General features: G+C 60.9%; 18 protein-coding genes and 1 riboswitch. Of the genes, 9 read left to right on the top strand and 9 right to left on the bottom strand.

Annotated elements, in window-relative coordinates; translation table 11 throughout:
* Nucleotides 1–77: 77 nt before the first annotated feature.
* Entirely contained in the window at nt 78–254 is a 177-nt protein-coding gene (locus tag MCB86_RS06300) for a hypothetical protein (RefSeq protein WP_239610428.1), read from the bottom strand.
* Between the two features lie 111 nt (nt 255–365).
* Between MCB86_RS06300 and MCB86_RS06295 the strand changes: the two genes are divergently transcribed.
* Nucleotides 366–692, top strand: coding sequence for a DUF5629 family protein (locus MCB86_RS06295; RefSeq protein ID WP_045162341.1), 327 nt, complete (start codon nt 366–368; stop codon nt 690–692).
* Nucleotides 693–834: 142 nt separating this feature from the next.
* On the opposite strand, the gene MCB86_RS06290 is transcribed toward MCB86_RS06295, so the two are convergent.
* From MCB86_RS06290 to MCB86_RS06280, 3 genes are all read right to left on the bottom strand, one after another.
* Nucleotides 835–1746: a DMT family transporter gene (locus MCB86_RS06290; RefSeq protein WP_239610332.1), complete on the bottom strand. Its 912-nt coding sequence runs from the start codon at nt 1744–1746 to the stop codon at nt 835–837.
* A complete protein-coding gene (locus tag MCB86_RS06285) occupies nt 1739–2254 on the bottom strand; it encodes a MarR family transcriptional regulator (protein WP_045162343.1) in 516 nt (171 codons plus the stop codon). The genes MCB86_RS06290 and MCB86_RS06285 overlap by 8 nt, the downstream gene beginning before the upstream one ends.
* Nucleotides 2255–2407: 153 nt before the next feature.
* On the bottom strand, nt 2408–2710 hold the full coding sequence (locus MCB86_RS06280; RefSeq protein ID WP_045162344.1) for a DUF1883 domain-containing protein: 303 nt from the start codon (nt 2708–2710) through the stop codon (nt 2408–2410).
* Between the two features lie 160 nt (nt 2711–2870).
* Here MCB86_RS06280 and MCB86_RS06275 point away from each other — a divergent pair, with 160 nt between their 5' ends.
* The 4 genes from MCB86_RS06275 to MCB86_RS06260 all read left to right on the top strand — a co-directional run bounded on the left by MCB86_RS06275 (nt 2871) and on the right by MCB86_RS06260 (nt 7114).
* On the top strand, nt 2871–4019 hold the full coding sequence (locus MCB86_RS06275; RefSeq protein ID WP_239610331.1) for an MFS transporter: 1149 nt from the start codon (nt 2871–2873) through the stop codon (nt 4017–4019).
* Between the two features lie 76 nt (nt 4020–4095).
* Nucleotides 4096–5154, top strand: a complete 1059-nt coding sequence (locus tag MCB86_RS06270; protein ID WP_239610330.1) for an RNA methyltransferase — start codon at nt 4096–4098, stop codon at nt 5152–5154.
* A 113-nt stretch (nt 5155–5267) separates the two neighbouring features.
* The gene (locus MCB86_RS06265; RefSeq protein ID WP_239610329.1) at nt 5268–6611 is read left to right on the top strand and encodes a leucine-rich repeat-containing protein kinase family protein; all 1344 of its coding nucleotides are present in this window, start codon (nt 5268–5270) and stop codon (nt 6609–6611) included.
* Nucleotides 6612–6658: 47 nt separating this feature from the next.
* Nucleotides 6659–7114: a hypothetical protein gene (locus tag MCB86_RS06260; protein WP_045162348.1), complete on the top strand. Its 456-nt coding sequence runs from the start codon at nt 6659–6661 to the stop codon at nt 7112–7114.
* A gap of 18 nt (nt 7115–7132) precedes the next feature.
* On the opposite strand, the gene MCB86_RS06255 is transcribed toward MCB86_RS06260, so the two are convergent.
* Genes MCB86_RS06255 through MCB86_RS06245 form a run of 3 tightly spaced genes read right to left on the bottom strand, consistent with a single transcriptional unit; the run spans nt 7133 to nt 12154 of the window.
* On the bottom strand, nt 7133–7432 hold the full coding sequence (locus tag MCB86_RS06255; RefSeq protein ID WP_239610328.1) for a DUF2149 domain-containing protein: 300 nt from the start codon (nt 7430–7432) through the stop codon (nt 7133–7135).
* Nucleotides 7410–7886 carry a MotA/TolQ/ExbB proton channel family protein gene (locus MCB86_RS06250; RefSeq protein ID WP_239610327.1) on the bottom strand — a complete coding sequence of 159 codons (477 nt, stop codon included), beginning with the start codon at nt 7884–7886 and terminating at the stop codon, nt 7410–7412. Before MCB86_RS06250 ends, MCB86_RS06255 begins: the two co-directional genes overlap by 23 nt.
* Entirely contained in the window at nt 7883–12154 is a 4272-nt protein-coding gene (locus MCB86_RS06245) for a cobaltochelatase subunit CobN (protein WP_239610326.1), read from the bottom strand. Before MCB86_RS06245 ends, MCB86_RS06250 begins: the two co-directional genes overlap by 4 nt.
* Before the next feature lie 90 nt (nt 12155–12244).
* A riboswitch (cobalamin riboswitch) is annotated at nt 12245–12381 on the bottom strand.
* A gap of 153 nt (nt 12382–12534) precedes the next feature.
* On the opposite strand from MCB86_RS06245, the gene MCB86_RS06240 reads away from it, so the two are divergent.
* From MCB86_RS06240 to MCB86_RS06230, 3 genes are all read left to right on the top strand, one after another.
* Nucleotides 12535–12753 (top strand): DUF2970 domain-containing protein, encoded by a 219-nt coding sequence (locus MCB86_RS06240; protein ID WP_045162351.1) that lies wholly within the window; start codon nt 12535–12537, stop codon nt 12751–12753.
* A 365-nt stretch (nt 12754–13118) separates the two neighbouring features.
* Nucleotides 13119–14777: a nitrite/sulfite reductase gene (locus tag MCB86_RS06235; protein ID WP_239610325.1), complete on the top strand. Its 1659-nt coding sequence runs from the start codon at nt 13119–13121 to the stop codon at nt 14775–14777.
* Nucleotides 14761–15261 carry a DUF934 domain-containing protein gene (locus MCB86_RS06230; RefSeq protein WP_045162353.1) on the top strand — a complete coding sequence of 167 codons (501 nt, stop codon included), beginning with the start codon at nt 14761–14763 and terminating at the stop codon, nt 15259–15261. The genes MCB86_RS06235 and MCB86_RS06230 overlap by 17 nt, the downstream gene beginning before the upstream one ends.
* A 269-nt stretch (nt 15262–15530) precedes the next feature.
* Here MCB86_RS06230 and MCB86_RS06225 read toward each other — a convergent pair whose 3' ends face one another.
* The gene (locus tag MCB86_RS06225) at nt 15531–16526 is read right to left on the bottom strand and encodes a YhdH/YhfP family quinone oxidoreductase (protein ID WP_239610324.1); all 996 of its coding nucleotides are present in this window, start codon (nt 16524–16526) and stop codon (nt 15531–15533) included.
* A gap of 10 nt (nt 16527–16536) precedes the next feature.
* Nucleotides 16537–17562, bottom strand: a complete 1026-nt coding sequence (sohB, locus tag MCB86_RS06220) for a protease SohB (RefSeq protein WP_239610323.1) — start codon at nt 17560–17562, stop codon at nt 16537–16539.
* A gap of 181 nt (nt 17563–17743) precedes the next feature.
* On the opposite strand from sohB, the gene MCB86_RS06215 reads away from it, so the two are divergent.
* Entirely contained in the window at nt 17744–18454 is a 711-nt protein-coding gene (locus MCB86_RS06215; protein ID WP_239610322.1) for a histidine phosphatase family protein, read from the top strand.
* The last annotated feature ends 55 nt before the right edge of the window (nt 18455–18509 follow it).

Below are 18509 nucleotides of genomic sequence, written 5' to 3'. Positions count from 1 at the left end.
AGGGCGTGTGCTGTCAACGACGGCGGCCGGATTCCCCAGGCCGCCTGCCATGCCCCAACGCTCAAGTCGCAGACGCGTCAACCGACAACCGCACGGCTAGTGCTCGGCAAGCCAGTGCTCGAAAGCTTCCGCGCGCAGGGGCATCGAGAGCAGATATCCCTGGGCCTCTCGCCGCCGAGCGCTCTCAGTAGGTCATAGACTTCGGCCTCTTCAATCCCCTCGGCGACGATGCTGCAACCCAGATCATGGGCCATGTTCACCATTGACTTGACCAAGGTCTGGCTGCGCATGTGCTGGCCGGGTTTAAATAGCTACCCTGCGAGCACCGCTCGGCTCCGCCACACTTCCCTCTGGATGACGAAACCATGCCAAGCGACACGCTCTACCTACTCGATCAACTTGAAGTTGCGGACATGCTGGAAATCGACGGCCTGCATGCCTGGCAGTTCGAGCTTAACGATGCCCTCCTCGACCAAGCTGACGCCGCCGCCGAAGCAGAGCTGGCATTCGACAGCGAGGAAACCGTGGTCACCATCGAAGGACTCGATGGCCGGGAACGACGGGTGTGGCGCTTCAGCTACAACCAGGTCATGGAGGCGACCTATCTCGAAGCGGACGATGCCTGGTCACTGGACGAAGGCAAACATCACCTGCGCTGCCTCGGAGCGGTAATCGTTAGCGAAGACGTCTGAAGCGCCCGCCAAGCGCGACAAGCCGCCACCTGTTGCTTCAGTGCTGGTACACCGCTTTGGCGCCAGACCTGTCCTTCGACCCCGCCCCGTCAGTGGTGCTGACGTAAGCGGTTGCTCGATGGTCGTAACACGCGCTTGCCTGTCAGCCTTCGCGCGCGCCGCGGCGCAGCAACAGGGCGATCGCCAGCAGCACCAGCAGGCTGCCCGGTAGCCACTGCCAGCCGATGCGCTGTGGCTGGGTGAAGAACAGCAACAACATCGACACAAACGGCACCAGGTAGCTGTAGGCAGTAACGGCACCCGGCGTCAGCACTGCCGTGGCCCGCTGTTGCAGGAAGAAGGTCATGCCGCTGGAAAACACACCCAGATAGATAACCAGCATCACGTCGCGCAGGTCCATCCGCAACAATGTCGCCGGTTGCTCCCAGATCGCCCCGAGCAGGCCGATCAGGATCGCGCCTGTCAGCAGGCTCCAGAATGTTCGCAAACCGGCCTGCGGAGCCAATATGCCGCGCTGCAACCCCCACTTGCTCAGCACCGGGTACATCGCCGAAGCAATACAACCGAAGAAAAACGCCAGCTCGCCAAAGCCGAACTTGAGCTGCGCAAGGTCTCCATTGTTTTCCGCAACAGCCAGCCCCAGCGCACCCAGCGCACCCAACGCAAGAATCGCCAGTAGCCGACCCGCTGGTTGCTCGACACCCAGGCCACGGCCAATGCAGTAAGCCAGCAGCGGTACAGTGACGAACAGAGTAGCCATCGACAGCGCACTGATACGGTGCGCCGCCCAGAACATGGTGCCGAAGAAACCGGCCAGACTCAGGCCCATCAGGGCATACAGCAGCAATCCGGGAATACTTGGCCAACGTGCACCCTGACGCACCAGCAGCGGCAACAACGCCAGCGTGGCGATGCTGAACCGGATAGAGGTCAGTAGCAGCGGCGGCAAGCCTTCGCTCATCAACCCCACCGCAGGAAAAGACAGGCCAACGAACAATGCCCAGAGCAGCATGCCCAAATGCGCACGAGTGGCGCCACGCTTCGCCTCAGTCATCGCCTTGCTCCTCTAGTGTCCGCAGCAATATGCGCAGCCCGCTCGCCAGGGCCTGTCGCTGCTGGTTATCGAGCGGCGCCTGCAGACCGTCCAGGGTCGCGAGATATTCATCGAGGCAGCCGAGCAATACGGCCTGTCCTTCATCGGTGAGGCGTATCAACAGGCTGCGCCGATCGTTCGGGTTGGGAACGCGCTGGATCAGACCGGCCGTCTCCAGTCGATCGAGCCGATTGGTCATGGCACCCGAGCTGAGTACGGCGGCATGCCGCAAGGCGTTCGGTGTCAGTCCTTGCGGTTGGCCGCTGCGATAAAGCGTCGCGAGCAGATCGAACTCGCCGTCGTGCAGACCGTGCTTGCGAAATACGTCGGCGATGCGCCGGTTGAGGTATTTGGACAGCCGATACACTCGCGTAAAGATTGCCATCGGCGATGCGTCGCCTTCCGGGCGGACGTTTTGCCATTGAGCGAGCACGCCATCGACGTGATCGCCGCCTTTGGGCTTGCGCATAGATATCTCCACGAAAAGAATCTTCATGTGAAGATATTTAAACGAAGAACCAAAGGCAAGCGATTACGGCTCAGGCGGCGCACTGATCGACGAGTGACGTTTGATCAACCAGGAACCGGGCGGCAACCGGAGCTGCGCGCCCGATGGACAGCGTTACTTCAGCTCGGACGGCGAATTACGAACGATTTTGATCGAGTGTGTGAGCGCAGGCTTACGAGTGACACTGATGGCCTTGCGCGTCACGGTGTCGATGGTGATATTCCAGAAGCCGGTGTTGGGCACCTTGATCTTCGCTGGAAACTTGTCAAACGCACCGCCGTGATACGCATGACGCCCGCCGTTCTTGAAGCTGCGGAAATTCTTGTCGTTCATCAGACGGATATTGCAAGGCTGCGAACATTCGATGATCACGAAGTCGTCTTCGTTGAGATGTTCGCGCTGGTGAATGAACTTCATGTACCGCTCCGGACCGCGTTCTGGCAAAGGCGAAGATTACCATGGGCACGAGCGACGCTGGGCACACCCGGCACGCTGGAATTTGCCACAATGACGCCTGTACACGGCCTTTGGCGCGCTAGCGCTGGCTTTCACTCCTGCTGATCAAGGACACCCACGAATGTCGCCGGTGCCCCGTTGCGTTGATGCTACATCTCCCCTCGCGCGCCGCGCGACTCGGGTCGGTTTCTTCATGGCCGGATTCGGTCTGTCCGTATGGGCGCCGCTGGTGCCCTATGTGCGCGAGCGCATCGAGATGAGCGATGCCCTGTTCGGCACGCTATTGCTATGCATCGGCATCGGCTCGTTGAGCTGGATGCCGTTATCTGGATTGCTGGTGACCCGCTGCGGCATCCGTCCTGTGGTGCTGTCGAGCGTCGCGCTATTGCTTTTTGCACTGACCGGAATGGCGCTGACCGAATCGATCTGGGTCCTCGCCTTGGCGTTGTTCTGCTTCGGTGGCAGCCTGGGTGTCATCGATGTGGTGCTCAATATTCAGGGTGTGCTCATCGAGCGTGGCTCCGGCAAGCGACACATGTCGAACTTCCATGGCATGTTCAGCCTGGGATCAATCTGCGGTGCGCTGGCACTGACCGGCGCGCTGACCCTGGGCCTCGCACCGGCAACCGGCACACTGTTGATGATTGCCGTGATCGCTTTGGCCAACCTCGCCGTATCATCCGGGTTTCTACGGGACAAGGCACCGGGCGGCGGGGTCGCGCTCATCCGCCCGACCGGGATGGTGCTGCTGGTGGGCGCCCTGTGTTTCGTCGTCTACCTGGCCGAGGGTGCAGTACTGGACTGGAGCGCGCTCTACCTCACCGAGCACAAGGCATTGGAAACCGCCAAGGGCGGCCTGGGTTACGCAAGCTTCGCCTTGATGGTGACCGTCGGCCGCTTCGCCGGAGCGCCTGTGGTAAACAGCCTAGGGACCGCACGGGTGATCGGTTTCGGCGGACTGTTGGCGGGATTTGGCATCGGCCTGAGTATCCTGACCGAGCATTGGGGGTTCGCCCTCCTCGGTTACGGCCTGTGTGGCCTGGGTTGCGCCAATGTCTCGCCAGTGCTGATTTCCTCCTTGAGCCGGCAGCACAGCATGCCGGTTCATCAGGCCATCACCGCGGCGACCACCATCGGCTTTGCCGGCGTACTTGCAGGCCCAGCCGTGATTGGCGTGATCGCTCACTACAGTTCGCTGACGCTTGCTTTTGGCTTGCTCGCGATACTGTTGTTCGGGCTCACCCTGGGCAGTCGTCGCTTCAAGGAATGAATGTCCCGGCGCGGGAGCTGGCAATCTTCACCACACTACAGACCAGGCCTCGACCTTTGGCTAGAATGCGCGCCCTATGCGCATCCAAGACATCCATCGACAGCTCGCCGAGATCGGTGCCAAGCCCGTCCATATCGGTCGGATCACGCGTGCCTGGCTCAAAGGGCAGGCGCTGGATGTCGGAACCCGTCACCAGAAGACCGAAGACTTCCTGCCATTGTCGGTGCGCAACGGGCTGCCCAAGATCAGCGAAACCGTCGCTGGGCTGGCTCGCCTGCGCTCCGAACATCCCGGTGGCGATGGCTCGGCCCGGTTACTGGTCGAGCTGGCGGACGGCCAGATGGTCGAAAGCGTGCTGTTGCCGCACGACGGTCTGTGCGTGTCGAGCCAGATCGGCTGCGCAGTCGGTTGCGTGTTCTGCATGACGGGTAAAAGTGGCCTGCTGCGCCAGCTCGGCAGCGCCGAGATCGTCGCCCAGGTTGCCCTTGCCCGCCGCTACCGCCCGGTGAAGAAGGTGGTATTCATGGGCATGGGCGAACCCGCGCACAACCTCGACAATGTCCTCGACGCCATCGATCTGCTGGGCACCGACGGAGGCATAGGCCACAAGAACCTGGTGTTCTCTACCGTTGGCGATCCACGCGTGTTCGAACGCCTCCCGAGCCAAAAGATCAAACCCGCACTGGCACTTTCGCTGCACACTACCGACGCCGCACTGCGGCGCGAGCTACTGCCGCGCGCACCGGTATTCGACCCCGCCGAGCTGGTCGAACTGGGCGAGCGCTATGCGCGGCTGGTCGATTATCCGATCCAGTACCAGTGGACGCTGCTAAAGGGCATCAACGACAGCCCGGACGAGATGGACGGCATCATCCGTTTATTGCGCGGCAAGTTCGCGATCATGAACGTCATTCCGTACAACAGCCTGGACGACGATGAATTTCAACGACCCGAAGCCGAGCGGATTCGCCAGATCATGCGTTATCTGCACGACAATGGCGTGCTGACCAAAGTGCGCAATTCTGCCGGACAGGACATCGACGGCGGTTGTGGACAACTGCGTGCGCGCGCCGAACGCATCGTGCGCGATCGCCGCCAATCCTCCCAAACATCCAGGCCAGAGCCGTTGCGCTGAACAAGTGTCGCATGCCGTTGTCCTAGCGCGACTGAGTCGAACTAGGCCCCGACCGGCCGATACAGACTGCGGCGGCCGCACAACCATGCCCAGTGACGGGCTACGAGAACAGCATGCACACACTGGAACAACTGAAGCGCGGTGAGCTGACGGGCATCACCCGTCTCGACCTGTCCGAAGGACTCGACGTATTCCCATCGGAAATCTTCGAACTGGCCGACAGCCTGGAAGTGCTCAACCTGTCCGGCAACAGACTGACCCGCCTTCCAGATGACCTTCCGCGCCTGCACAAACTGCGCATCCTGTTCTGCTCCGATAACGCCTTTACCGCCGTGCCCGCTGTGATTGGCCGCTGCGCCCAACTGGAAATGGTCGGTTTCAAAGCAAACCGCATCCGCACGCTACCGGCCGAAGCACTACCCACCCTGCTGCGCTGGCTGATTCTCACCGACAACCAGCTCGAAGCGTTGCCCACCGAGATCGGCCGATGCGACCGCCTGCAGAAACTGATGCTGGCGGGAAACCGGCTGCGTGAACTTCCTGAATCGCTCGCCGACTGCCGGCGCCTGGAGTTGCTGCGAATCGCTGCCAACCAGCTCCCCGCCCTTCCTGGCTGGCTGCTGCGTATGCCCCGGCTGAGCTGGCTGGCATTTGCCGGCAATCCCTTTAGCGACAAGATGGAGGCGGAGATCCTGGCCCAGCATCCATTGCCGCCCATTGATCGCGCGCAGGTGTCGTTCGAAGATGTGCTTGGCCAGGGCGCGTCCGGGGTTATCCATCGTGCCGAATGGCAGCGCCCGGGGAGCGCCGGACAAGCCATGGCAGCCAAGCTGTTCAAAGGCAACCTGACCAGCGATGGATTGCCTCATAGCGAGATGGCCGCCAGCATCGCAGCCGGCGCGCACGCCAACCTGATTCCGGTAGCGGGACCACTGGCCGAGCAGGCTGGTGCTCTTCCTGGGCTGCTGTTGACCCTGATCGATCCCGCCTTCCAGACGCTCGCCGGCCCGCCATCGCTGTCCAGTTGTACGCGCGATTGCTATCCAGCGAGCTGCCAGTTCAGCCCTGCACAGGTGCTTCGCATCGCAGCCAGCGTCGGATCTGTGGTCGCTCACCTGCACGCACGAGGCATCCTGCACGGCGATCTCTACGCACACAATCTGATGGTGGATCCGCGCGGTCAGACCCTGCTCAGCGATTTTGGTGCTGCATCGTTCTATGATCCGCAAGGCGCACAAGCACCTGCATTGCAGCGACTCGAAGCACGCGCGTTCGGATGCCTGCTGGAAGAGCTACTGGCGCATTGCACGGTCGCCGACCACGATCCGGCTCTGCGAGACCTCGGCGAGCTGAAGCGCCGCTGCCTCCTTGACGCCGTACTGGAAAGACCGGACTTCGCGCAACTGAACCAGGCGCTCGAAGCAATTTGCGCCGGACGGACCGATACGGCCGATTAGTTGCATGGAGGGAATCGACTTTTCCAGCTCTGACGGCTTTCTGACGCATGTCTCACTCCGAACCACGCAATAACGACACAAACGCCCAGTCGCCAGCGGCCAACGCTAACGTTGCGCTCGAGCACGACCCATTCATCGTCGGACTCAAGCAACGACTGCCCGAACACTTGCGTGAAAGCTTTAGTGAACAGCAGCTGGAAGGATTGCGCAGCGCCTTCGCCACGCGTTCCTGGGGCCGTCACAAGATTGACTGGCGCGGTACGTTCAGCCTGTGGAGCAACCAGTACTATTTCGTACTGGTTGGCGGGCGCAACAAACGCAACCTGTCCCGCGCGCAGCGCAGCCTTTCGCTGGCTGCAAAGGCCGGCGCGATCACCTTGTTCCTGATGTTCTCCGTGCTGGTCGGCCTGGTGGTGCTCTATCTGATCAAGTCGGCGCTCGGGATCAACCTGTTGCCGAACTATTCGCTGGGGCTGTGGGACTGGTTCAAAGGCGGCGGCTGAGACGATAGGACTCGGTAGTCAGTCTCCGATCAGGATGAGTTTGCCGGTCACGGGATCACGATAGACCTGCCCGACACTTTCCAAGCCTTGGCCGGAGCTGCCCTCCAGACTGTCTGGCAAGCGCGGCAGCTCACGCCCGCGTTCGACCGTCACGGGCTGTTTGGCGGCATCGAGTTGCTCCAGTAGATCGGTCTGGGCGACTAACGCGGCGATCAAGCCACAGGCGAATACCAGGACTACGTCGACCAGATTGGCCAAGGGTCCCAACGGATCGTCATCGCCAGCCGCAAATCGACTAGATCGCCACCGTCGACTCATTGTCGCGCGCCTCCGCCGCTTCGATCTCATCCAGCAGCTCGTCATACCAACGTCGTCGCAAACGGCCGAGCGCAAAGCCGCCCACCCCGATCAACAGCCCGAGCACGGTGGTATCGAAGGCCACTCGCATCGCGACGCTGAGTATCTGCACATTGCCGTCTCCCAGCGCAGCCAGGCCCGGACCGAGGGGTATCAATGTGCCCATCAGGCCGAGCATCGGCCCGACGCGAGCGATCAGATCGGCGCGATCAAGCCGCCGCCTTGCACGCCTCTCGATTTCGGCCACCGTCAGCATGCGCCAGCGCCGAAGCCCACCAAACCGCTCTCCCGCCGCGACGCCTGCGTCGCAGATCATCATGGCCATGAGTCCGAACAGCGTCCAGGTCACGGGCTGCAGCAGCCACCCCACCAGCAGGTGCAACCAGCCGAACAAACGGTCATCGAGCATGCTCATGAGCCACCCCTGGATGGTGCTCGGCGGCCTCGCCAGATACCGACGCCCAGCAGCAACAGCATGACTAGCGCAGCCAGCCACAGGTATTGGCTGGCACTGGTATCGCCCTCGCCTTGCGACTCCTGCGCCTCGACAGACTGCTCGGCTACGTCTGGCTGGATCTCGCTGATACTGCTGGGCGCCTTCATGGTCTGCTGCGGCTCGCGCTTCGCGGCATCCAGACGCGCCTGCAAAGCCTCCCGAACGTCGGGCTTCAGCTGGGGCAGCAGCCACTCGATCATCGGATGGTCGGGGCGGGTGTGGCCGCTGCCGGGGAGCCCATTCGCAGAAACCAGCGTGGCGAAGGCCTCAGCCAACTCACTCCGGGTCTGCTCGTCGGCCTGCCAGAAGCCCTTGTGAATGGCCACCAGCATGATCGCCAGCATGTTGGCCTTCACATGCACATTGGCGCCCTGTTCAAGAAAGGAATCGATCCCCAACTGGTAGCGATCATCGAGATACACCGCCTTGACCTCCTCCCAGGCGCTGTCCTGGATAATGTCCGGGTTGGTCACCTGCCAGCCCCAGAGATATTCCAGGAACTCGCTGCCCATGGTCCGCGCGCCAGCGTAATCATGCTGCATCAACGCCTTGATCCAGGCCGGATTGAGGAAGCGGCCGCGAAGCTCCGCCAGCAACGCCTGCTGCAAGGGTTCCAGGCGCACCTTGGTCGGGTCGTTGTGCCAGCTGACGAAATTTTCGGGCGCCTGGCCGGCCAAATGCTCGACGGCCATGCTCAGGCCACCGAGGTAGTCGAACGCATCGTTGTTGTCCATCAGCCCGTAGAGGTTGCTGGAACGTCCTAGATAGGTACGTGTGACCTGCTTCAAGCCAGCCTCGAACACTGCCTGGACCGGCTCGCCATTGTGCTGCAGGCCGTAGGCATGGCCCATCCGGTTGACGTAGCTGCGCGCCAACTCGCTACGGTCCTGCCAACTGCCGGAGCGTTCCACCAGCGCGTTGATGCCTGCACCATAGGCGCCTGGTGCCACCCCAAACAGGCGCAGCGCCGACAGGCTTCCGGCTTGCTCGGCATCGGCGCCGCCGTCCAATCGGCGCGCCGCGTCCTCGACCCAGTTGGCGGCGATCCGGTTCTGTGAAAGGGTCTCATCTCCGCCGGTCGCCAGCGCACCGATCGGTTGCAGCGCGGCATCCAAAGCGATACGCAGAGCGGGATAATCCCGGCGGATGGTGTTGCTGGCGCCGTCCAGCGCCAACAGCACACCGCGCTCGAGCAGCGCAAGCTGGTCGGCGTACAAATCCCGGAACAGGCCGGAGGTGGTGAACATCAAGTCACGGCGTTCATGACCCTGCTCAAGCGGCACCCGCTCGATCCCCTCGACGATTCCCCGACTGTTCCAGACCGGCTCGACGCCGAGCAGATCGAGGCCGAACGCAACCATGGCGCCTTCGTCTCGTACGGTGTCCGAGGCCCAAAGGATGACCGCTTCACGGCCGCCCTCCGGCATGGCTCGCTCACGGGCGCGATCGGCCAGTTCTCGACCGATCCCCCAACCGATACGACTCGGCAGCAGGCTGCTGTCCAGCGCGTGGAAGTTGCGCCCCGTGGGCAACGCCTCCGGCGTGCGGATCGGGTCGTTGCCTTTACCCGGCGCGACGAAGCCTCCCTCTAGCGCGTGGATCAGCGCCCGCATCTCGGCTGCCGGGGAATCGACCAATGCCTGGCGGTACTCGGTCCGTTCGGCGCCCATCGACGCCATCAGAGTATCGACCGCCTCCTCGGACCAGGGCTTGCCGAACACGTGCAGACCGAGCGGCATGAAGCGCTCCTGGATATTGGTTAGGTAATGACCGACCTCGTGGACCAGCAGATCGTCGTCGACCTGATCGAAATCGATACCGCGCGCGGCGAGCGGCTCGGCCATGGAATCGCGCAGCTCGGGTTCCAACCCGGACTCGCTCAGCAGCCGTTTGATCTCAGCGATAGTCGCGCGCCGAGCGGGCCCTTCGGTGCTGCCAGTCCCGGCCTCGAAACTCTCGATTAGCTGACGCAGCTTGAGCAGATCGTCGTACAGCGGCGTCGCCACCAGAGGCGGCGTGAGGTGATCGATCATCACCGCGAGCCCTCGACGCTTGGCCTGGATGCCCTCACCCACGCCATCGACGATGTAGGGATAGATGCTCGGCAGATCGCCGACGATCTGCAGCGGGTAATCCTCGGCACTCAGCCCGGCACGCCGCCGCGGCAGGAATTCGTAGGTAGAGTGACGCCCCAGGTGCACCAAGGCATCGGCACGAAAGTCGTCGCGCAGCCAATGATAGAAGCCCAGATACTGGTGCGTTGGCGGAAAGACCAGGTTGGCGTGGAGCAATTCCTCGTCCACTTCCCAGCCTCGCGGCGGCTGCGGACCGAGGAAGACGTTGCCCAGTCGTAGACCTGGAAAAACCATCCGCTCCCCTTGCACCATCACCCGTCCAGGCGCTTCGCCCCAACCACGCAGCCCCTCGATGCCTGTAGCCGCCAGCGCGTCGATCAGCTCATCCGCTTCACTCCAGTTGGCCAGCCCGGGCTGCTCGAGCGCTCGTTCGTAGAAGTGCTCGAGTTGCCCGAGCAGATCCAGCGCGCGGGCTCTGGCCGGATGCTCGACGCCATCGAGCAGGTGATGCAGCTCGCTCGACCCATCACGCAAGGTCTGCTGGGCGATATCCAGATGCGACGCCTGCAGTGCCCGACGCATCTGCGCGCTCCAGTGGCCCAACGGGCCATGCACCATCTCGGCCTGCAAGGCCGACGGCAAGGTACGGAACCAGCGCAGATATCCATCGCGGTCGAGCCCGGGCACCTTCTCGGCCATGTTGGCCAACGCATCCCCTTGCTCAGGCAGATTCACGCCATGGTCTTGCAGCATGCCCAGCAGCGCCTCGGAAGACAGCGGCAACTCGCCTGTTTCGTAGCCCTCAGCCTTGAGACGCCGCAGTATCGCGAGCAAGGATTGCGGTACGTCCAGGTTGTCGGCACCAATGTTGTGCCGTCCCGGCGGATGGTTGTAATAGATGATGGCGACACGCTTGTTCTTGTTGGCCTTGCGCTGTAACCGCTGCCAGCGATGGATCCGAGCGGCGAACGCTTCGATCCGGGACGGCAAGGGCTGGCTGAAACCAAAACGGATACCGGAATTCGGATCGATCTGCGCCGACTCCCACGCGGCCAGCACCATCGGCTGGCTGCTGCCCTGCAGCTCCGGCATGGCCAACTGGTAGTGGACCTTGTCGCGCCCGAGCCCGTCACTGGAGAGCTGCCAGGCGCTCTCGTCACGGTCATCCAGGCGCAAGGCCTTGAGCACAGGCACATCGAGGCGCTTGAGTATCTCGGTGGCCTCTTCTCGCCCCTCGCCACCGCCGAGCACGAAATCCTGCAGCACGACCACCGCCGCCAGCGTCGGATGCGCACCGCTTTCGAGCCAACGCAGCGCCTGCAGGGTGCCCTCGCCCCATCCAGCGAGCAGGCTGACGCAGGCGATATCACGCTGTTGCAGCGTCTGGCAGAGCGCGTTGTTGAGGTCGGCGTCGCCCCGGCGATCGGCACGGCCATGATCGATCACCGCGACCATGCTGTCGCCGCGCCAGACGAGCTCAGATGCGTTGAGAGTACGCCCGTCCTGGTAGAAGCGTAGCGCTGGACGCGGCTCGGCAGGCATGATCCGCCTCGAACCATCGTCGGACAGCCAGCTCAGCAGGCGCGCGATGTTATCGCTCCCACCGGCAATCCAGTAGCTACGCGCCTCGATCCACCCGGCCTGATCGGGATTGGCATCGCCAAGCTCGCGGACCCAGCCGGCCAGATCCTCGCCGGGCTTTTCTGCGCCGAGACGTGATGCCTGTTCACGGTCGCGGAACACGGGCGTGCCATCGATACGGCTCATCGCAACCAAGCCCTGATCGCTGTGCATGATGTAACGATCACCGGAGCTGTACCCCTCGATCAGCGGCCGCAAGCGCTCCACCTCGGACCCGAAGACGCCGACAGCGAGCAGCGTGTCTCCGCCCTGGAGCCATTCGGCTATGCGGGCATCATCCATCTCGCTCAGCTGTTCCGGGGTCCGTGCATCGATGATTTCGTCCGGTTGGCGCTGTTTGAACAGGGCCACCGCCGAGGCGAATTCAGCCGCGCTGTACTGCGAGATGATCGCCTTAACCTGCCCGCCCAGGGCGGGAGGAGCGAGCAGCAGCGAAAGCACCAAACCAGCCCAGCGGAAAACGATAGACATGCCCACTCCGTCTCGAGACGCGCGGGCGGCAGAACGGCCGCACAGCCTGGAACAGGCGCAAGGCGTTCTGAGGATGTCGCCCACCGCGACAATTCCTTGGGGAGTACGGGCTGGTATCGGGCTTGGCCGAAGGTTCGGCTCTACCGTTGCGGGGGCAGCATCAGCTTGGTACTGATTTCCCATTTAACCCGAACCTTGATCCGGGCACCGCGCACTCCATGAAGACAGCCGCTTGGCGGCTGAAGGCGCGAACCTTACGCGGCGCACCCGACAAGATCAAGCAACAAACCCTAGCCGCTGCAGGTACCCTCGGAACTTAGATGCGACGGCTTGCTTGATGGTGGCTAGACTTCGAGGGGATCAGTCATATCGGGGCGGCTATGAACGACGACAAGCAACCAAAACCACTCACGTTTCGGCAAATGCTACAAAGCGTTCTGGCTGGCGCGCTCGGTGTGCAGAGCGGAAAAAACCGAGAAAGGGATTTCAGTCAGGGAAAACCGAGCCACTTCATTCTGTTGGGTGTCGGCTTCACAGTGGCGTTCGTACTGATCATCCTCGGCGTGGTCAAGCTGGTGCTGTATCTTGCCGGTCTGTGACAGCCCCGGCACAGGTAGCATGCTTTATTGGTGACTGACCCAGAAAACCGCCGTTGCGACGACTAGAATTATCAGGACGAAAATAGCGGTGGCATCCGCCACGCTGTCATTACCGCGTTGATTGGACTGCTCTGACACGGCTGCTCTCCTTGTTATCGGGCTCACGTTGCTTGCAGTTAAGACCACGCCAGCGAGTCGCTCAAGCTCACCGCTTCAAATGCCAATAAAGCAGCGTTTCGTTCTAAACATATTCCCAAACATCACTTTTGCGCATAACCGCTAGCTGGTATCGTGCCGCCCTCCCTGAATGGGTGCGCGGCCGTGCGCGCGATAAGCTGTAGACAGCCCTGAGAACAGGACATCCCATGTACGTTTACGACCAGTACGACCAACACATCATCGAGGATCGCGTTCGCCAGTTTCGCGATCAAACCCGTCGCTTTCTGGCGGGTGAACTCGGTGGCGAGGAATTCCGCCCCCTGCGCCTGCAGAACGGCCTGTACATTCAACGCTATGCGCCCATGTTGCGTATCGCGGTGCCCTATGGGCTGCTGTCTTCGACCCAGGTGCGCAAGCTGGCTGAAATTGCCCGCAAGTACGACAAGGGCTACGCCCACATCAGTACCCGGACCAATGTGCAGTTCAACTGGCCGGAACTCGAAGATGTCCCTGAGATTCTCGCCGAGCTGGCAACGGTGCAGATGCATGCGATCCAGACCAGCGGCAATTGCATCCGCAATACCACTACCGACCAGTTTGCCGGTGTAGCCAAAGACGAGCTGATCGACCCACGCCCCTGGTGCGAGATCATTCGCCAATGGTCGACCTTCCATCCGGAATTCGCTTTCCTGCCGCGTAAGTTCAAGATTGCCGTGAACGGAGCCGCGAGCGACCGCGCCGCCATCGAAGTGCACGATATCGGCCTCGAAGCAGTGAACAACGAGGCTGGTGAGCTGGGCTTCCGCGTGTCAGTCGGGGGTGGTTTGGGCCGCACACCGATCGTGGGCAGCTTCATCAACGAATTCCTTCCCTGGCAGCATCTGCTGACCTACCTCGACGCCATCCTGCGTGTGTACAACCGCTATGGCCGTCGCGACAACAAGTTCAAGGCGCGCATCAAGATTCTGGTCAAGGCGCTCACGCCGGAGGTCTTCGCCGAGCGCGTCGAGGCCGAGTGGTCCCATCTCAAAGATGGCCCTAGCACGCTGACCGAAGCCGAAGTCGAGCGCGTCAGCAAATTTTTCGTCGACCCGGCCTACAAGCCTCTGGAAGATCAAAGCGCCGCGCTCGCTCAACTCGATACCGAGCATCCCGGTTTCGCCCGCTGGCGCCAGCGTAACGTGGTGGCACACAAGAAGCCCGGTTACGCAGCCGTCACCCTATCGCTCAAGAGCACCGGAGTGGCTCCAGGCGATGTGACCGATAAGCAGCTCGATACCATCGCCGATTTGGCCGATCGCTACAGCTTCGGTGAAGTGCGCAACTCCCACGAACAAAATATGATCCTCGCAGATGTCGAACAGTCACGGCTGTTCGAGTTGTGGAGCGAGCTGCGCGAACTGGGCGTCGCCACCCCGAATATCGGCCTGCTGACCGATATCATCTGCTGCCCTGGCGGCGATTTCTGCTCGCTGGCCAATGCCAAGTCGATTCCGATCGCTGAAGCCATCCAGCGCCGTTTCGATGATATGGACTACCTGTTCGACATCGGCGACATCGATCTGAACATCTCCGGCTGCATGAACGCATGTGGACATCACCATGTGGGTCACATCGGCATTCTGGGCGTGGACAAGAAAGGCGCCGAGTTCTACCAGGTCTCCCTCGGCGGCAGTTCCGGCCGCAATGCGAGCCTCGGCCAGATACTTGGCCCGTCCTTCGCTCAGGACGTTATGCCCGACGTGATCGAAAAGATCATCGGCGTCTATGTGGAGCAACGTACAGAAGATGAACAGTTCCTCGACACCTTCCGCCGTATCGGCATCGACCCCTTCAAGGAGCGCGTCTATGCAGCGAATCATTAAGGACGGCCAGGTCATCGACGAAACCTGGCATCTGCTACCCAAGGACGTAACGCTTGATGGTCTGTCCAATTGTGACGATCTGATCGTGCCGTTCCAGCTATGGCTCGATCATGCTCATGCATTGAAAGCTCGCGACGGCGGTCTCGGGGTTTGGCTGGACGCCGACGAAGCCGTGGAAGAAATCGCCGACGACCTTGAGCATTTCCAAGTCATCGCACTGAACTTCCCTGCCTTTACCGATGGTCGCCACTACTCCAGCGCTCGCCTGCTGCGCGAGCGTTACGGCTACAAAGGCGAGATCCGAGCCATAGGCGATGTGCTGCGCGATCAACTGTTTTATATGCGTCGTTGCGGTTTCGACGCCTTCGCGGTGCGCGCTGACCGCGACCCCTATGAGGCGCTGGAAGGTTTGAAGGATTTCTCCGTCACCTACCAATCGGCCGTCGATGAACCGTTGCCCTTGTTTCGCCGCCGACAAGGCTGAATCCACGCTCGTGCTGCAATAAAAAAACCGCCTTTCGGCGGTTTTTTTATTGATACATCCAGAAGTTGGGGTGCTCGACCTGAAGGGCCTCGGTCGGCTGCTTCTTGCCGAATGCTTCGATGATCTTCTCTGCCAGTGCTTTCATGACCCATTCCTGTTGCGTTGGAGTGGCGCTAGCTTCGCTCACTCGATCAACGCAACAAAATCGGTTTTAGCTATATCATCAATAGCCGGTTAACCGAAGCCGCCCAACCGAAGGGGTCACACAGTCAGTCAAGCCGCACAAGTACTCGACCGGCCTGCTGCCCCGCCAGGATTCGCTCGATAGCTGCAGGCAACTCCTCCAACGAAATCTCCTGCACCAGATCATCCAGATTCGGCAATTTCCACTGCACGGACAGTCTGTCCCACATCGACGCTTTGACGACCAGCGGGATTTCCACCGAGTCGACTCCAAGCAGATTCACGCCGCGCAGAATGAAGGGCATGACGTTGGCCTGAAAATTCGTCCCGGCAGTCAGACCGCAACAGGCGACACTGGCGCCACGCCGCAACGATTTGACGACGTTGAAAAGAATTTCGCCACCGACGGTGTCGACCGCGCCGGCCCATTGCTCTTTGAACAGAGGTTTCTCCGCTCCCGCCTGAAGCACACCACGCTCAATGACCTGCGCGGCGCCAAGCCGGGTTAGGAAATCGACTTGATCGGCCTTACCGGTCACCGCAGCGACGCTGTAACCAAGACGGGACAGCAAGGCCACCGCAATGCTGCCGACTCCACCCGTAGCACCGGTCACCAAAACTGGCGCATCGGTTGTTGGCTCAAGGCCCGCCAACTCGAGCTTGTCCACGCAGAGTGCCGCAGTCAGCCCTGCCGTTCCAAGCGCCATGGCCTCGCGCAAGGAAAGCCCGGCAGGGCGCTTGATTACCCACGCCGACGGCACGCGAATGAACTGACCGAAACCGCCCGCCGTATTCATTCCAAGGTCATATCCGGTAACGATGACCTCATCGCCCTTGGAAAACTCCGGGACGCTCGATTCGGCAACTGTGCCGGCCGCATCAATGCCCGGTGTGTGCGGAAAGCTTCGGGTAACGCCGCGGTTGCCGCTGGCCGACAACGCATCCTTGTAGTTCAGCGATGAGTAGCTAACGCGAATCAACACCTCACCCACAGGGAGTTCGTCGATGGCTCTCTCGACGACACGTGTTTCGAAACGGCCATCGGCATGTTCGCTGGTTTGCAGTGCTTTGAAGCTACCCATCAGTTGCTCCTTATTGCCAGAATCGCTGTTCGTTGAGACGTGTCCAGCCCTTCAGCAAGCCGTGCTCCAAGGTGGCACTCGCCGCCATGCCGAATCGCTCTGGAAGACTTTTTTTCTCCGCATAGTGCAGCTGGAACAGATCCGCCTCGCGGGCGCGAGCGGCCAGATACTCATCGCTCGTCTTCAATTCATCAACGAGCTGCTTGCCAAGAGCGGCGATACCCAGCCAGACCTCACCAGTGGCAACATCGTCGATAGACAGCTGCTGGCGATAGCGGGCGACGAAGTTCTTGAACAGCTCGTGCGTAGTTTCCAGATCGTCTTGGAATTTCTCCCGTCCCTTATCGGTATTTTCACCAAAGATCGTCAGGGTACGCTTGTATTCACCTGCGGTGAGCACCTCGACATCGACATCATGCTTCTTCAGCAATCGATGGACATTGGGCAGCTGCGCTACGACCCCAATGGAGCCGAGAATTGCAAAAGGTGCGCTGAGGATCTTCTGGCCGATACACGCCATCATGTATCCGCCGCTCGCTGCAACTTTGTCGACACACACCGTCAACGGCACACCTGCATCACGGATGCGCACCAGCTGCGAGGCAGCGAGTCCGTACCCGTGGACCATGCCGCCGCCACTTTCCAGACGAAGGACCACTTCGTCCTGTGGCGTGGCCAAGGTCAGCAGTGCAGTGATTTCATGCCGCAGGTTGTCGACGGCCGACGCCTTGATGTCGCCGTCGAAGTCGAGCACGAACACCCGCGGGCGGGTTTCCGGCTTTTTCTTCGCCAGCTTGGCTGCCTTGGCTTCACGCTTGCGCTGCAGTTTGAGTTGATCCTTATCGATCAGCGATTGTTCGAGACGCTCACGCATCGATTTATAGAAGTCGTTAAGTTTATGGACTTCCAGATGGCCACCCGTCTGCTTGCTCCTTCCGCGCCGCAGTGTGGCGAGCGCAGCTAGCACTACCAGCACAGCCGCCACTAGCGTGACGGTCTTAACCAGAAAGCTTGCATAGTCAGCAAGAAATTCCACATATCCTCCTCGGATCACCTACGGTTGCCAGCGGGACACGGCATGGCGTAAAGCGCTCAAGCATACCGATTGCATAGACACCTGAGCCAGCGGAAGCCGATTCAAACAAACGTATGATTTATCGTTGACACTCCTAGTCGATCCCCCTACCCTCGCGAAAAACAGGGTCCTGGAGCTGAACATGGGCAGTATTTACCTGATCAGGCATGGTCAGGCGTCATTCGGCGCGGAAAACTACGATGCCCTGTCGCCGCTTGGCTTTCGACAGTCAGCAGCCCTGGGAGATTACTTGGAGCAATTAGGTGTTCGTTTCGACCGCTGCGTGAGCGGAGAGTTGAGCCGGCAGCAAGATACCGCTCGGGCCACCCTGGCGCGGATGAGCACTCATGATCTAGATGAATGTCCCATCGAAATCGATTCAGCGTTCAATGAGTTTCACGCTGACGAGGTGATTCGTGCTCACATGGCCGATCTGTTGGCCGTTGAGCCTGACGCGATGCAGATATTCAGCAACGCTGCCAGTCACCGTGCCGAGTTCCAGCGACTGTTCAGTTACGTGATTCATCGATGGGTTTCTGGCGAGCATGAAAAAGCAGGGCTGGAAAGCTGGCAGAGCTTTATCGACCGTGTCCAAAACGGATTGAACCGTTTGCTCGATCAGGCGAACAAAAAGGATCACATCGCCGTTTTCACGTCTGGCGGGACCATCACCGCACTGCTTCAACTGATCATCGGCGTGCCGCCCATCAAGGCGTTCGAATTGAACTGGCAGATCGTCAACACCTCGCTCAGCTGCCTGAAGTTTCGCGACAACGACGTAGCGCTGGCTTCGTTCAACAGCCATGTGCATCTGGAACTGCTGAAGAATCCGGAGCTCGTCACCTATCGATAAGCTCCAACCCGACTGCAGCCCGAGGCTGCAATTTCCACGATAAAAAAGGACATAT

Source organism: Pseudomonas sp. KSR10 (assembly GCF_022355455.1).
Taxonomy (GTDB): Bacteria; Pseudomonadota; Gammaproteobacteria; order Pseudomonadales; family Pseudomonadaceae; genus Stutzerimonas; species Stutzerimonas stutzeri_E.
The sequence above is the reverse complement of the archived record's forward strand: the minus strand, read 5'-3'. Positions and strand labels throughout refer to the sequence as shown.